We start from the raw sequence: 14,344 nt of genomic DNA, 5'->3' as shown, positions 1-14,344 counted from the left end.
TCTTTGTGCAACGCAATCAGGGCACGCGCAACCCGTTCGGCACCGTGGCCTGCCGCCGGACCAGCAGGAGGGCGATCAAAACCGTGGGCACGAGAATGGCGAGGCCGAGCAGCGTGACCTGCATCTGCGACAGCGGCATGATCCCGCCGCCGGGCGTCGCGACGACGAAACCGCCGATCACCAGCAGCACGCGGATCGGCCATTCCAGCGCGCCGCTGCCGCGGAGGTCGCCGACGAAGACCTGGTAGCCCTGGATGCCGCCGCAGATGAACAGCGTGCCGAACGCGGCGAGCGCCATCAGGCCGAGGCCGGCGAGATAGGGGCTCGGCCCCTGCAGCACCAGCGCCGGATTGAGCACGAAGAAAAATGGGATGAAATAGATGATGCTGCCCACCCACATCGATTCCCAACCGGTCTTCATCGCCGGCGAACCGGCGATGCCGGCGGCGGCGAAAGAGGCGATCGCGACCGGCGGCGTGATCGAGGACAGCATACCCCAGTAGAAGATGAACATATGCACCGCCATCTTGTTGAGCCCGAGCTTCTCCAGCGCGGGCGCCACCAGGATGGCGAGGAAGATGTAGCAGGCCGTCGTCGTCAGCCCGAGGCCGAGAATGAGGCTCGTCAGGGCGCACATGCCGAGCAGCAGGAAGGGGTTGTCGCCGGCAATGTGCAACAGATCGTTGGCGAGGCTCGACACCACGCCCGTCATCGAGAATGCCCCGATCAGGAGGCCGCAGCCGGCGAGAATGCCGACGAGCTCGACGAAGGTGCGGCCGTTGACCTCCAGGAATTTGCCGATCGTTGCCAGCGTCCAACGTGTGTCCTTGGAGAAGAACTGATTGAGGATCAGCAGCAGCGCGGTGGCGTAGAACGGCGCATGGCTCTCGCGCTTGAAGTACAGCAGCATCACGATCAGGAGCGCGATGACGAAGACGTAGTACCAGCCGTCCCTGAGCGTATCCATGATCCGCGGCAGTTCGGCGCGCGGGATGCCCTTCAGCCCGTGGCGCGCGGCATAGGAGTCGACCTGCATGAACAGGCCGATGTAGTAGAGCGCGGCCGGAATGATCGCGGCAACCGCGACGTCGGCGTAGCTGACGTTGAGGAACTGCGCGATCACGAAGGCGGTCGCGCCCATGACGGGCGGCGCAAGCACCGCGCCGGTGGAGGCACAGGCCTCGATCGCACCGGCATAGGACGCGCGAAAACCGCTCTTCTTCATCACCGGGATGGTCATGGTGCCGGCGGTGAGCACGTTGGAGATGATCGAGCCCGACATCATGCCGAGCAGGCCGCTGGCAAAGATGCAAACCTTCGCCGCGCCGCCCCGGAACGTGCCGCACAGCGCGAAGGCGAGATTGATGAAGAACTTGCCGGCCCCGGTCATCATCAGCGCGGTGCCGAACACGAGGAAGCCGATCACGGTGTCGGCAAATGCCTGAATGGGAATGCCGAGCAAGCTCTCGCCTGACAGGACGTGATAGGCGGTCGCTTGTTCCAGCGTCGACTGCGTGCCCCGGAACGGCCCGAGCCAGCCGGATTCCGCGAACAGCGGATAGACGGTGAAGGGGAAGACGCTCAGCAGCAGGCTCCAGCCGCCGGTGCGGCGCAGCGCCTCCATCAGCATCGCCCACATCACGAGGCCCGCGGCGATCACGGTGTTCGGCGCGCCGCCGAATTCCCAGCCGGCCTCCGCCGCCTTGCGCACGTTCGACATCAAGAGCAGCGCGGCCACGAACGTCACGACGAAGAAGACGAGGTCGTACCAGGGAATGCGGTCGAGCGGCGCGCGCTCCGTGCCCGGGAAGATCAGGAAGGTGAAGGGCAGCATCAGGGCGATCAGGAGATAGAAATACTCCGTGTTGAGCTGGGTGTAGCCGATCAAGAACCGCAGCGAGAATTGCTGGTTGATGCAGAGAAGGATCGTCGCTGCGGTCGCGGCCACCAGCGTCCAGCGCCAGCCGCCGCGCAAGCTGCGGACGCGTGTGACCTCGGCTTCCTGCATGTTGCCGGCGGCGCCGTGCGGGTCGTCGAACACGACCCGCTTGGCTTCGTCCTGCGGGCCGGTGGAGACTGAAGCAGACGACATGATCGACCCCGCGCGTGGGCTGCTAACCGTTGTGGACCAGAGCGTTTTCGAGCGAAGTGGATACCGGTCCGCGTAAAGAAAACGCGTCAAAACAAGAATCCAGAGCCCCGTTCCGATTCCATCGGAATGGAAATGGCTCTAGTCCTCGAACCCGTTGGGCATGTCGGCCTTGGCGAGCGCGGCGGCGCGCACCTTCATCCAGCCGTCGACGAACGCCTTGTCATCCGACGGCGGATTGGACTTGCCGTAGTCGGCCCACGCCGCTGCGAGCACCTCCTGCCGCTTGAACAGCTTGTTGTTGTGAGCGTCCTGCGCGTCGCTCCATTGCCCGGCCTCCTTGAGCGCCTTCACCGCGCCAGGATGCACCGGCACGACCCAGTTCTTGGTCTGGCGGTCGGCGGCGAGGCCGCCGGCGCCGGGTGCGGAGTCCTTGTAGGCGTCGTAGTTTGCGATCATCGCCTTGGTCATCGCATAGATCTGATCGGGGGCTTGCGAGGCGTAGGCGACGAAGATCGGGTAGGGGTAATTGCCAAGCTCGACCGGCTTGTCCCGCGAGATGCCGGCGCCGCAGGTCGCAAGCTGCGGGAAGAAGAACGAGCCGACCTTCTGCATCCGCGCCCAACCTTCCTTGTCGTTCGCGGGCAGCGGCGGCCAGATCAGGCCGCGCGGCGAGGTCTCGGCTTCCTTGGCGGGGCCAGTGATGGTTGTGCCGAAGGCGGCATCGGTGTCGTTGTTGATCAGGCCCTTCCACAGCGCGCCGTAGCTTGCGAACTCGACGACCTTGACGTCCTTCTGCGTCAGCCCCGCGAAGGCGAGCACCGCGAGCGAGTTCTGGTTCAGCGCGGGCGAGCCCACGACGAATCCGACTCGCTTGCCCTTGAGATCCTTCAGGTCCTTCACGCCGGCGTCGGCGGCGACGCCAAGCGAGCCGCAATTGCAGTCGACGCTCGAAAGCAGGATCTGGAGCGGCTGCGGGCCCCATTCCTTGCTGCCGAATTCGAACACGCCTTCCTGCGCGAAATAGACGCCCGATCCCATCGCCGACGAGGCCGCGCGCTTGGCGCGCAGCGGCGCGAGACGCGCAACGTCGTTCCCGGCCGGCAGCACGCGCACGTCGGTGCCGTATTTGTCCTTCATCATCTTGCCGACGCCGACGGCGATGTTGAAGCCGGCGGTGCCGGTGTCATAGGCGGTGAAGGTCAATGTCGCCGGCAGCTTGCTGTCGTCGGCGAATGCATAGCGTGTAGACGCAAAAGAAATGCCCGCAACCAAGGCAGGCGCGAGCATGATCAGCCCACGGAACATGTATCCCTCCCATCGTCCTCGCTTTTGCCGCGAAGAGTTTCTTGCTTGAGAGGATCATGTCATCGGTGTCAGGCGATAGCAACGCCGGACGGCAGAGCGAAGGGGCGGGCTGACACATTGTCGCGGAGTGCGCCGACAATTCGCTTAACTTGCAACGATCGCGATGGCCTGTCCCTCGGCAACGACGTCGTCGAGCTTGACCAGAAGCGATGTGATCGTGCCGCTCGCGGGCGAGGGCACAGGTATCTCCATCTTCATCGCTTCGACCACCACAACGTCATCGCCGTCAGTGACGGTTCCTCCAACTTGCACGGGAGTTGCGCAGATGCGTCCCGCGATCTCCGTGACGATCTTAATTTCTGGCATGCCATCGCCTTTTTGTTGTCGTTGCAAAATGCCTGAGGTAGCGTCGTCTGCAAGTGGAATTTAATTCCGCAGAGCGGAACAAACGGTAGGGAACATGGGACGACGATCAGAGCGGTTGAGTAGGCAAGGCGTGCTCGCTGGCGATGCCGGTGAGGGTGATGTCATCCAGGTGGTCTCGCGCGCGTTCGACGTGTTGCGATGCTTCGAAGGGCACGAGGCCCGGCTCGGCAATCTCGAGATTTCAAATCGCTGCGGCCTGCCGCGCTCGACGGTGTCGCGACTCACGCACACGCTGACGCGCATGGGGCAGCTCGTCTATCTGCCGCGCGACCAGAAGTACCGTATCGGCCCGAGCGCTGTGGCGATGAGCGCTTCGATGATGAAGGGCGCGCAGCTGCGCAGCATGATCCGGCAGCGGCTCCAGGAAGTCGCCGAGCAATTGCCGGGTACGGTCGGCTTCGTCGTCCCCGATCGCTTCCATCTCGTCTATCTCCAGTTCGCCCGCTCGGCGGCCGCGCTCGGCCTGCACGAGGGCACCGGCAGTCGCATCTCGATGGCCTCGACCGCTGCGGGCGCGGCCTACACCGCGGCACTGGCGCCCGAGGTCGGCGATGCCTTCATTGCGGACATGGAACGGGAAGCCCCCGAGGCTGCCAAGATCCTGAGGCCCCGCATCGAGGCCAACCGGCAGTCGCTGCGCGAGCGCGGCTATGTCGTGGCCTGCGGTCTGTGGAGTCCGCACATCAACGGGCTCGCGGTGCCGATCTGGTCGCCGCAGTACCAGACCTTCGTGGTCGTCACGATCGGTCTTCTGTCCGCGATGTATGACGAGCAGCGTCTGCATGCCGAAGTCGCGCCGCTGATGGTCGCGCTCGGCCGCTCGCTCGGCAGCCTGATCGAGGGCGCGGATGGCGATGTCTTCAACAACCGTATCTCGCGCAGACCCGTCGCAATGGCCGTGCATAACAATAACAAGCCGATCAATTCGGAGGGAGTGAATGAACTGGAAGCCGGAACTCGACGAGCTCGCCCGGCGCGAAGCCTTCGCGCGGGAGATGGGCGGCGTTGACAAGGTCAAGCGTCAGCATGACCAGGGCCGACTGACTGTTCGGGAACGTATCGACAAGCTGATCGACAGGGGCAGCTTTCACGAGATCGGTGCCGTCTCCGGCATCGGTGAATACGATCCGAAGGGCGAGCTGAAGAACGTGACGCCGGCGAACTGCGTGTTCGGCCGTGCGCGCGTCGACGGCCGCACCGTGGTTGTCGTCGGCGACGACTTCACCGTGCGCGGCGGCTCGGCCGATGCGTCGATATCGGCAAAGCCATTGATGGCGGAGGAGATGGCGCATGATTTCCGTCTGCCCATCGTCCGCATCATCGAAGGCTCCGGCGGCGGCGGCTCGGTCAAGACCATCGAGACCAAGGGCGCGGCGAACCTGCCGGGCGGAATCGGCGGCACGCGCTGGTACCGCTTCACGACGGAGAATCTGTCGCGCGTCCCCGTGGTCGCGCTCGGCCTCGGCTCGGTTGCGGGTCTCGGCGCGGCGCGCCTTGCTGCCAGCCACTATTCCATCATGACGAAGTCCTCCGCGATGTTCGTCGCGGGGCCGCCGGTGGTGAAGGCTCTGGGACAGGACCTCACGAAGGAGGAGCTCGGCGGCGCTGATATCCAGACCCGCGCCGGTGCGATCGATCACGCTGTCGAGACCGAGGAGGAGGCCTTTGCCTGCGCGCGGCGTTTCCTGTCCTATCTGCCGTCGTCGGTCTACGAGCTACCGCCGACCTTGCCCTGCACCGACAATCCGGAGCGCACCGAAGAGGCGCTGATGAATGCGGTGCCGCGCAAGCGCAAGCAGGTTTACAAGATGCGGCCCATCATCGACGCCGTCGTCGACAAGGGCTCGTTCTTCGAGGTCGCCAGCAATTTCGGCAAGCCGATCATCGTGGGCCTCGCGCGGCTCGAGGGCCGGGCGGTGCTGCTGCTTGCGAGCGACAGCTACCACTACGGCGGCTCCTGGACGGCGGATGCGTGCCAGAAGGTGGTGCGCTGGGTCGACTTCGCGGAAACCTTCCATCTGCCGATCGTCTATCTCATGGACTGCCCGGGCTTCATGATCGGCCTCGATGCCGAGAAGGCGGCAACCATCCGTCACGGCGTTCGCGCGATGGCCGCGGTGAACCAGACCACCGTGCCATGGTGCACCGTGATCCTGCGCAACGCCTTCGGCGTTGCCGGCGTCGTGCATCAGCCCGCCGACCGCTTCTCGATCCGCTACGCCTGGCCTTCGGCCTATTGGGGCTCGCTGCCGCTCGAAGGCGGCATTGAAGCTGCCTACCGCGCCGACATCGACGCGGCCGAGGACAAGGCGGCGAAGCTGAAGGAGATCGAGGAGCGCCTCAACAAGCTGCGCTCGCCGTTCCGCTCGGCCGAAAAGTTCTGGGTCGAGGAGATCATCGATCCCAGGAAGACAAGGTCGCTGCTGTGCGAGTTCGCAAGGCTCGCGGAGCCGCTGCGAAAGCCGGGACCGCCGGAGAACATGACGATCAGGCCGTAGGTTGCGGTCATTGGGCGCACGCGAAGCGTGCCCGATGACCGGCTCCCGCTAAACAATCGAGACTTTACCGCGGAGTCGGTCTCAATTGCTTCGTCGCTTCGCTCCTCGCGTAGCGGTGCGGTGAAAGTCGCGGAGCATGGAACCATTTCCGGCGCTCCGCATTCAACGCGCATGAGGAACCTTTATTTCGGCATCGGCGCTCTCGCCGCCGCGCTGGTCCTCTTTACGATTTGGCTGGGCCAGCATGAACGGGAGGCATCAATCGATCGCCTCGAGCGGTGGGAGATTCCGCGCTCACCACCTGAGCGCTAGCCAGGGAATCGCGGCCTTCCACTGACGACCCTATCGAAATACCCACAATCACAGTAGCAGTAAGCCGCCGCACGGGAACGGCCATGCCTTCCGCCCGACAGATAGACATTTTGAACCTGCTGGGCATACCACTGCCGCCGGTCTTCGGCGGCAGTGGTATGAGGACTAACGATTAGCGTTTGGGCAGCGACGCCATCACTTCGCCCGCGTCGCCGTCCTCCAGACAGGGGGTGACGGTCAACGGGAGCAAGTCGGCCCACTGTGCGAGCCAGCGATACATCGCCTTTGGATCGCTCGATTCAGAGATCGCAAATCCCTGTCCGTTCATGCCATGCCAGCGGCCCAGCATTTTTACGCCTTCGGGTGGTGCTCCGCCGGTTTCCAGAAAACGGGCGACGGCTGCATTGAAGGTGCCTTGAGGTACACTCCAGCTTGTAATGAATTTCATGCTATTCTCCCATAACTTGAATTATCGGATGAATGCTGCGGCTGTGCCGCCTGCGAACAATAGCGCCGGCGTGTCGAATAACAACGGCGAATGAAGCGGTGCGTAAGAGCGTTTTCGAGCGAAGTGGATACCGGTTCGCGTAAAGAAAACGCGTCAAAACAATCTAGAGCCCCGTTCCGACTCCATCGGAACGGAAATGGCTCTAGTGTGATGCGGGCGCCGCAGCGGACTTGGTTGTATGTCGCCGGCGCCAGAAGCACCGTGTTATGCTACCGTGCCGACATTGACGCGGCCGAGGACAAGGCGGCGAAGCCGTCATCTCATCAGAGCCGCAGCACCTTGCCGGGATTCATGATGTTTTGCGGATCGAGCGCCCGTTTTATGGTTCGCATGATGTCGAGCTCGGTTTTCGATCGGTAGTGACTGAGCTCGTCCAGCTTGTCCATGCCGATGCCGTGTTCCGCCGAGATCGAGCCGCCCATGGAGGTGATGAGATCGTTCACGGTCCGCGTGATGGCGGCCGTGTGCTGGGCCAGCGTCTGCTGATCCATGCCGTTGGGCCCCATGAACGAAAAATGCAGATTGCCGTCGCCGATGTGTCCCAACGGATAGGGGCGGATGGTCGGGAGAATGTCGAGCACGGCCTTGGTCCCCTTGTCGATGAACTCCGGAATCCTGGAGATGGCCACCGACACGTCGTAACTGATCCCCGGCCCCTCGGCGCGGGAGGCCTCGGCGACGGCTTCCCGGATGCGCCACATGTTGCGCGATTGATTTCCGGTGTGAGCGATCACCGCGTCAAGCACGCGGCCGGCCTCGAGTTGATCGGCGAGAAACGGTGCCATCTTCTCGGACATGCCCTCTGTCCCATTCTGACGTGCCCGCGCGGACGACCATTCAAGCAGGAGGTACCATGGCGTGTCCGCCTTGAGGGGATCCTGGGTGCCGGGAATATGGCGGAGCACCATGTCGATGGCGGCACGGCTCATCAGCTCGCACGAGCCGACATTGTCCTCGGACGCAGCATGCGCTTCGGACAGGATCTCCAGGGCCGCGCGCGGATCCCGGATCGCCAGCCACGATGTGCAGACGTCCTTGGGCGCCGGCCATAGTTTGAGGACAGCCTTCGTGATGATGCCCAGCGTACCTTCGGCGCCCATGAAGAGGTGCTTGAGGTCGTAGCCCGTGTTGTCCTTCTTGAGCGAACGTAGTCCGTCCCAGATGTCGCCGTTGGGCAATACGACTTCAAGCCCCAGGACGAGATTGCGGGCATTGCCATAGCGGAGCACCTGCACGCCGCCGGCATTTGTCGACAAATTGCCACCGATCATGCATGAGCCTTGGGCGCCAAGGCTGAGGGGCAGAAACCTGTCGTGATTGGCCGCGGTCTCCTGAAGAGTCTGCAGAACGCAGCCGGCCTCGACCGTCATCGCGTATCCGACGGCATCGACGTCCAGAACGCGGTTCATGCGGCCAAGCGACAACACAATGCCCGTATGCGCAGGCCAGGGCGTCGCCCCACCCATCAGACCGGTGTTTCCACCCTGCGGCACAATCGCGACGCCGTGTTCATGGCAGAGCCTGACCACTTTCGAGACTTCCTCGGTGCTGGAGGGACGAACAACGGCGCCAGCACGCCCAACCAGCAATCCACGCCAATCCGTCACGAACGGCTGCTTGCCGTGCTCGTCCTCGATAAGACCCTTCTCGCCCACGATCGCGCGCAATGAATCGAGCATTTGGGCGGTCAATGGAACGGTCGGGATGGTGGGCTCGGACGATGGTACGGCAGCCGGCATTTGTTTCCCCTGAGCACATCTTGGTGTGTACTGAGCGCGTGAAGCGCTTCAGCTATTGTCCACGTTTGTGCCGTGAAGTCTAACGGCAATATGTGCCGCACCTGGAAGCCGGAGACGAGCTCGTCCGGCGGGGCCCATCACCGAGCGGGGGGGCGGACGGCGCTGTCATCACCGCTGCTGTAGCTGACCGTGGCCCGCTTCGTCGCTCGTTCGCGAAAGCGCAATGATCGCGACGATCGCGGCCGCAAAGCCGGAGGCCGCGCCGACGCCTAATGCCCAGCGCGGGCCAAGATAATCCGCGACCCATCCGACGATCGGTGCGCCGATTGGCGTGCCGCCTAGCGCGACGCCGAGCCGCAGCGCCATCACGCGGCCGCGCATCGCAGGCTCTGTCGAGAGCTGCATCAGCGCGTTCGACGTGTTCATGACGGTCAGCGCGGCGACGCCGATCACGACCAGCGCGGCGGCGAACAGCCAATAGCCCGGCGCCAGCGCGGCCAGCGTGCAGCCGAGGCCAAAGATCGCAGCACCCGCCAGCAGGGAATTGAAGCGCGGCCGCTCGCGGCTTGCGGCCAGGAGCGCGCCCGACATCGTTCCGATCGCCATCATCGAGGACAGCAGGCCAAAGCCGCGCGCGTCGGTGTGGAAGACGCCGACGGCCATGGTCGAGATGAAGATCGGGAAGTTGAGCCCGAAAGTCCCGATCAGGAACAGCATGATCAGGGTCGCCCTGAGGTCGGAGCGGGACCAGACATAGTGAAACCCCTGCAAGACGCTGCCCTTGCTGCGGTGGGCGCGCGCATTGGGGCGAAGCTCCGATGTGCGCAGCAAGGACAACGACGCCAGCACCGCCATGAACGATGCGCCGTTGAACAGGAAGGCCCAGCCGGTACCAACGGAGGCGACGACAAGGCCGGCAACCGCGGGTCCGATCATGCGTGCGGCGTTGAACGAGGTGGAGTTCAGCGCGATCGCGTTCGACAGATCGGCATCGCCCACCAGCTCGGACACGAAGGTCTGGCGCACGGGAGCATCGAGCGCCGCGCTGCAGCCGAACAGGAAGGCGAACACATAGACGTGCCAGAGCTGCACCAGGCCGGTGACGGTGAGAAGTCCGAGGATCAGCGCGAGCGCGCCCATCGTCGCTTGCGTCGCCATCAACAGCCTGCGCTGGTTGAAATGATCGGCGGCAAAGCCGGACCACGGCATCAGCAGCAGTTGCGGCCCGAACTGCAGCGCCATTACGATGCCGACCGCGGACGCGCTGTGATTGGTCAGCTGGGTGAGAACGAGCCAGTCTTGCGCGGCGCGCTGCATCCAGGTTCCGACATTGGACACCAGCGCGCCCGCGGCCCACACCCGGTAGTTGAAGCTCCGTAGCGACCGAAAGATGCGTCTCATGTTCGCCCGGGTTCGTTACCGCCGTGAAATCGGCCGAACCGCCGCGCCAGAAACAGGCCGATCGAAAGTCCGCCGAGGCCGAGCGCGACGACGTCGCTTGTGATCCTCAGGCCGAAATCGCCGACGCGGCAGACCAGGAGATATCCGACAAGGAGGTTGAAGAAGCCCCACAGCACGTTGACGGTCGATGTGGACAGTCCTTCGCCCGGAGGTTTTGCAAACGGGGTTTGAAACGGCTCTCCCATCATGCCGGCGACGACATGGGGGATGGCGTTGGTGAGGAAGGCGCCTCCGAAAAAGTAGGCGAGGAGGTCAAGCCAGTTCATGCGCTTGTGTCCTTAATCCTCGACGAGCCGCTTCAACAACCTGACAGCGGCGGCGAGTTCCTGCTGCTCTCGCAGAGACAGTTTCGTTGCGATGGTGCGCGACAGCCAATCCTGCCGCGCGGCCCGGCCGGTGCGCAGCCGCTCGCGGCAGGCCTCCGTGAGGGACATGATGGTCTGGCGGCCGTCGTCGGGATCGGGTGCGCCGCGGACCAGGCCGGCAGCCTCCAGCGCCGCGATCGCCGCGCTCATTGACTGCGGTCGCATCCCTTCCGATCTCGCCAGGCCGGATACGGTTGCAGGGCCGTCCTTTTCGAGGCGAAGCAGCACCGCGACCTGGGAAGGGGGCAGGTCCTCCCGTTGGCCCTGCTCGCGAAGCCGGCGCTTCAACCTTCCGATCAGCAAACGAAGATCTTCGGCGAGCGCGGATGTGCGCGCGGCCCCGGCATTGTCCGGTGGATTCTTCATGCGAGTGAGAATAGCAGATACGAAGGTAAACTGTAAAGATTGTCTTTACAGTTTACCTGCGGAACCGGGATGCGGGCCGAACGACGTCGTCCGCATCGGTGCCGAAAATGCCGTTCAGCCAAACGGAGCGCTCATTCGGCGCCACGTTCCGCCGCTGTTCAGGCCAATTTCGGCCAAACCAATATTGGTTGCTCATTGCCGGGGCAGGATCCTCCAGCTCGGGGTCCCGCAATGATCAAGCAAGTTCTTTCTGCGTGTTTGTTCGTTATCGTTAGTTCGGTTGCTTCGGAAGCGCGGCCTTATCGTGTTCTTCAAGCTCCTGAATGCAACGTCACCATGCCTTGCGACTTCTCGTATTCGCAGACTCGGCGCGAGCGGGCTTCCCGGCAATCATTACAAGCATATCGCTCAACGCAACTGACAGTGACTGACGCAGGCAGCGCCGCCACGACAGTGACCATCTCCGACGGTCGCGTCGTCGGCGGACGCCCGGACGGCTGCCCTTCCTCCTTCTGCGGCTGCGGGGCGGCCCTGCGCGTGTTTGGTCATCACGTGCCGGAATTGAACCTCGCGGCCAACTGGCTGCGCTTCCCGCGCACGGCACCGGCGCCGGGAATGGTCGCGGCGCGACGCGGGCACGTCTTCGTCCTGGAGCAGCACCTCGGAGGCGACATGTGGATGGCGTACGACGCCAACTCCGGCGGACACGCAACGAGAATGCACGCGCGTTCATTGCGGGGTTATACGGTCGTCAACCCGCGCGGCTCGATGACTTGAGGGCGATGCCGCGGTGTTCGGGGGCGCCACCGCGATCAGATACTGAGCCGGCTCGCGCCGGCCCAGTACGGGCGTCGGGTTACGCCATGGCTGCTTGCGGTTTTGGCTTTGGTTGCCGCGAGAGCGCGAGCACGATCAGCGAGGCGAACACGCAGAGCGCGCCGGCGATGAAGAACGCAGGCAGGTAGCTCTGATAGACCGTCCGCGACAAACCGGCGCCGAACGCGGCGGTGCCGGCACCGAGTTGATGGCCGGCAAAGATCCAGCCGAACACCAGATTGGCGCGCTCGGGTCCGAATTTTTGCGCGGTGAGCCGTACCGTGGGGGGCACCGTGGCGATCCAGTCGAGCCCGTAGAACATCGCGAAGATCGAAAGGCCGTAGAAGGAGAAGTCGCTGAAGGGGAGGAAGATCAGCGAAAGCCCGCGCAGGCCGTAGTACCAGAACAAGAGCCAGCGATTGTCGTAGCGGTCCGACAGCCAGCCCGACATGATGGTGCCGAAGAAGTCGAAGATGCCCATGGCCGCGAGCAGGCTCGCGGCCTGCACCTGCGGGATGCCGAAATCGAGACACATCGGGATCAGGTGCACCTGCACGAGGCCGTTGGTCGAGGCGCCGCAGACGAAGAAGGTCGCAAACAGGATCCAGAACGCGCGTGACTGCGAGGCGTCGCGCAGCGTGCCGAGCGCAACTGCCGTGATCGAACCGTGGCTCACGGGCGGCGCGGGCAGGGGCTCGGTGCCTTCATCGCCGAACGGGCGCAGGCCCACATCGCTTGGCCGGTCGCGCATGGCGAGGAGGACCGCCAGCGCGGAGACGCCGAGCATGATGCAGACGAAGCCGAGCGCGAGCCGCCAGCCGTAGCGGTCGGTGAGGCTCGCCAGCAGTGGCAGGAACACGAGCTGGCCGGTGGCGACGCTCGCGGTCAGGATGCCGACGACGAGGCCGCGCCGCGCGGCGAACCAGCGCGTGGCAATCGTCGCGCCCAGTACCAGCGCGGTCATGCCGGTGCCGATGCCGATGACCACGCCCCACAGCAGCACGAGCTGCCAGACCTCGGTCATGCCGAGCGAGGCGACGAGCGCCGAGACCACGATGAGCTGCGCGGCCAGTGTGACGTTGCGCAGGCCGTAGCGGTTGAGGAGGGCGGCGGCGAACGGCGCCATCAGTCCGAACAGGATGAAGCGGATCGACAGCGCGGAGGAGATCTGCGCTGTGCTCCAGCCGAACTCCTTTTGCAGGGGAACGATGAATACGCCGGGCGCGCCGACCGTACCGGCGCTGATCAGCGCGGCGAGGAAGGTCACGCCGACCATCACCCAGCCGTAGTGAATGTTGCGGCGCTTAAGTGTTGCCGCGAGCCAGTTCGAGATCATCGGGCCTCAATGTTGGTTGGCGGGCTTTGCGGGACCCGCGTCATCGTTGCAATCTGACACAGGAATGGGAAGTCTGAAATGAAGGACTTCCCTCAATTAAGGACATTGTGGCGGTTAGTGCGCGAGACGCTCCACGGCGATCGCAGTGGCTTCGCCGCCGCCGATGCAGAGTGCCGCAACGCCGCGCTTGAGGTTTTGCGCCTCCAGCGCATGCAGCAGAGTCACGATCAGCCGCGCACCGGTGGCACCGATGGGATGGCCGAGCGCGCAGGCGCCGCCATTGATGTTCAGCTTCTCGCGGGGAATGCCGAGATCACGCTGCGCCGCCATGGCTACCACGGCGAAGGCCTCGTTGATCTCGAACAGGTCGACGTCACCGGCACTCCAGCCGACCTTGTCCAGCAGCTTGCGAATCGCCGGGATCGGCGCGGTGGTGAACCATTGCGGTTCCTGGCTGTGGGTGGCGTGGCCCTTGATCTCGGCCAATGCGGGCAGGCCGTTGCGATCGGCGAGCGAGCGCTTCGTCAGCACGAGCGCGGCGGCGCCATCGGCATTGGCGGAGGAGGCGGCCGGCGTGATGGTGCCGTTGGCGCGGAACGCCGGCTTCAGGCCGGGGATCTTGGCCGGATCGACCTTCAGCGGATGCTCGTCGTTGGCGATGATGCGCGGGCCGGCCTTCTCGGTGAGCGTGATCGGCGCGATCTCGGCCTTGAAGGCGCCGCCCTCGACCGCCTTGCGCGCGCGGCTCAAGGTCTCCATCGCGTAGGCGTCCTGGTCCCCGCGTGTGAATTGGTAGGCTTCGGCCGTGGCCTCGCCGAAATCGCCCATGGAGCGGCCGGTCTCGTAGGCGTCCTCCAGCCCGTCCATCATCATGTGGTCGATGATGCGGTCGTGACCGGCGCGATAGCCGCCGCGTGCCTTGGCCAGCAGATAGGGCGCGTTGCTCATGCTCTCCATGCCACCGGAGACGACGATTTCGGCCGACCCCGCGCGGATGATGTCGTGCGCCAGCATGGTTGCCTTCATGCCGGAGCCGCAAACCTTGTTCACAGTGGTCGCGCCGGTGGCGTCGGGCAGGCCGGCTCCACGCGCGGCCTGCCGCGCCGGTGCCTGGCCCTGG

At 64.4% G+C, this 14,344-nt stretch carries 13 protein-coding genes; 3 read left to right on the top strand and 10 right to left on the bottom strand.

Annotated elements, in window-relative coordinates; translation table 11 throughout:
* Positions 1-16 precede the first annotated feature (16 nt).
* The 3 genes from AC630_RS31630 to AC630_RS31620 all read right to left on the bottom strand — a co-directional run bounded on the left by AC630_RS31630 (position 17) and on the right by AC630_RS31620 (position 3,763).
* Positions 17-2,092, bottom strand: coding sequence for a TRAP transporter permease (locus AC630_RS31630; RefSeq protein WP_074122380.1), 2,076 nt, complete (start codon positions 2,090-2,092; stop codon positions 17-19).
* Between the two features lie 138 nt (positions 2,093-2,230).
* Positions 2,231-3,397, bottom strand: a complete 1,167-nt coding sequence (locus AC630_RS31625; protein ID WP_074122379.1) for a TAXI family TRAP transporter solute-binding subunit — start codon at positions 3,395-3,397, stop codon at positions 2,231-2,233.
* Between the two features lie 144 nt (positions 3,398-3,541).
* Positions 3,542-3,763 (bottom strand): biotin/lipoyl-containing protein, encoded by a 222-nt coding sequence (locus AC630_RS31620; RefSeq protein WP_074122378.1) that lies wholly within the window; start codon positions 3,761-3,763, stop codon positions 3,542-3,544.
* 94 nt (positions 3,764-3,857) lie between these two features.
* Between AC630_RS31620 and AC630_RS31615 the strand changes: the two genes are divergently transcribed.
* Both AC630_RS31615 and AC630_RS31610 read left to right on the top strand, forming a co-directional pair.
* The gene (locus AC630_RS31615; protein ID WP_074122377.1) at positions 3,858-4,832 is read left to right on the top strand and encodes an IclR family transcriptional regulator; all 975 of its coding nucleotides are present in this window, start codon (positions 3,858-3,860) and stop codon (positions 4,830-4,832) included.
* Positions 4,762-6,321 (top strand): acyl-CoA carboxylase subunit beta, encoded by a 1,560-nt coding sequence (locus AC630_RS31610; RefSeq protein WP_074122376.1) that lies wholly within the window; start codon positions 4,762-4,764, stop codon positions 6,319-6,321. The genes AC630_RS31615 and AC630_RS31610 overlap by 71 nt, the downstream gene beginning before the upstream one ends.
* A gap of 484 nt (positions 6,322-6,805) precedes the next feature.
* Here AC630_RS31610 and AC630_RS31605 read toward each other — a convergent pair whose 3' ends face one another.
* The 5 genes from AC630_RS31605 to AC630_RS31580 form a co-directional block, all read right to left on the bottom strand.
* On the bottom strand, positions 6,806-7,081 hold the full coding sequence (locus tag AC630_RS31605; RefSeq protein ID WP_074122375.1) for a DUF3303 domain-containing protein: 276 nt from the start codon (positions 7,079-7,081) through the stop codon (positions 6,806-6,808).
* Between the two features lie 323 nt (positions 7,082-7,404).
* Positions 7,405-8,880 carry an FAD-binding oxidoreductase gene (locus AC630_RS31595; RefSeq protein WP_074122373.1) on the bottom strand — a complete coding sequence of 492 codons (1,476 nt, stop codon included), beginning with the start codon at positions 8,878-8,880 and terminating at the stop codon, positions 7,405-7,407.
* A 168-nt stretch (positions 8,881-9,048) separates the two neighbouring features.
* Entirely contained in the window at positions 9,049-10,281 is a 1,233-nt protein-coding gene (locus AC630_RS31590) for an MFS transporter (RefSeq protein ID WP_074122372.1), read from the bottom strand.
* A complete protein-coding gene (locus tag AC630_RS31585; protein WP_074122371.1) occupies positions 10,278-10,607 on the bottom strand; it encodes a hypothetical protein in 330 nt (109 codons plus the stop codon). Before AC630_RS31585 ends, AC630_RS31590 begins: the two co-directional genes overlap by 4 nt.
* Before the next feature lie 12 nt (positions 10,608-10,619).
* A complete protein-coding gene (locus tag AC630_RS31580; RefSeq protein ID WP_074122370.1) occupies positions 10,620-11,072 on the bottom strand; it encodes a MarR family winged helix-turn-helix transcriptional regulator in 453 nt (150 codons plus the stop codon).
* 231 nt (positions 11,073-11,303) lie between these two features.
* On the opposite strand from AC630_RS31580, the gene AC630_RS45770 reads away from it, so the two are divergent.
* Positions 11,304-11,849 (top strand): hypothetical protein, encoded by a 546-nt coding sequence (locus tag AC630_RS45770; RefSeq protein WP_074122369.1) that lies wholly within the window; start codon positions 11,304-11,306, stop codon positions 11,847-11,849.
* Between the two features lie 79 nt (positions 11,850-11,928).
* On the opposite strand, the gene AC630_RS31570 is transcribed toward AC630_RS45770, so the two are convergent.
* Complete coding sequence (locus tag AC630_RS31570) at positions 11,929-13,224, bottom strand: MFS transporter (protein ID WP_074122368.1); 1,296 nt, start codon at positions 13,222-13,224, stop codon at positions 11,929-11,931.
* 114 nt (positions 13,225-13,338) lie between these two features.
* A partial coding sequence (locus AC630_RS31565) for an acetyl-CoA C-acyltransferase (protein WP_074122367.1) occupies positions 13,339-14,344 on the bottom strand: 1,006 nt, incomplete at its 5' end.

Origin of the sequence: Bradyrhizobium sp. AS23.2, assembly GCF_001908185.1 — a bacterium.
Classification (GTDB): domain Bacteria; phylum Pseudomonadota; class Alphaproteobacteria; order Rhizobiales; family Xanthobacteraceae; genus Bradyrhizobium.
The sequence above is the reverse complement of the archived record's forward strand: the minus strand, read 5'-3'. Positions and strand labels throughout refer to the sequence as shown.

Coding starts and splice junctions, on each gene's coding strand:
- AC630_RS31570 (WP_074122368.1), bottom strand. CDS start 13,224: ATGATCTCGAACTGGCTCGCGGCAACACTTAAGCGCCGCAACATTCAC.
- AC630_RS31580 (WP_074122370.1), bottom strand. CDS start 11,072: ATGAAGAATCCACCGGACAATGCCGGGGCCGCGCGCACATCCGCGCTC.
- AC630_RS31610 (WP_074122376.1), top strand. CDS start 4,762: ATGAACTGGAAGCCGGAACTCGACGAGCTCGCCCGGCGCGAAGCCTTC.
- AC630_RS31620 (WP_074122378.1), bottom strand. CDS start 3,763: ATGCCAGAAATTAAGATCGTCACGGAGATCGCGGGACGCATCTGCGCA.
- AC630_RS45770 (WP_074122369.1), top strand. CDS start 11,304: ATGATCAAGCAAGTTCTTTCTGCGTGTTTGTTCGTTATCGTTAGTTCG.
- AC630_RS31625 (WP_074122379.1), bottom strand. CDS start 3,397: ATGTTCCGTGGGCTGATCATGCTCGCGCCTGCCTTGGTTGCGGGCATT.
- AC630_RS31595 (WP_074122373.1), bottom strand. CDS start 8,880: ATGCCGGCTGCCGTACCATCGTCCGAGCCCACCATCCCGACCGTTCCA.
- AC630_RS31615 (WP_074122377.1), top strand. CDS start 3,858: ATGGGACGACGATCAGAGCGGTTGAGTAGGCAAGGCGTGCTCGCTGGC.
- AC630_RS31630 (WP_074122380.1), bottom strand. CDS start 2,092: ATGTCGTCTGCTTCAGTCTCCACCGGCCCGCAGGACGAAGCCAAGCGG.
- AC630_RS31585 (WP_074122371.1), bottom strand. CDS start 10,607: ATGAACTGGCTTGACCTCCTCGCCTACTTTTTCGGAGGCGCCTTCCTC.
- AC630_RS31590 (WP_074122372.1), bottom strand. CDS start 10,281: ATGAGACGCATCTTTCGGTCGCTACGGAGCTTCAACTACCGGGTGTGG.
- AC630_RS31605 (WP_074122375.1), bottom strand. CDS start 7,081: ATGAAATTCATTACAAGCTGGAGTGTACCTCAAGGCACCTTCAATGCA.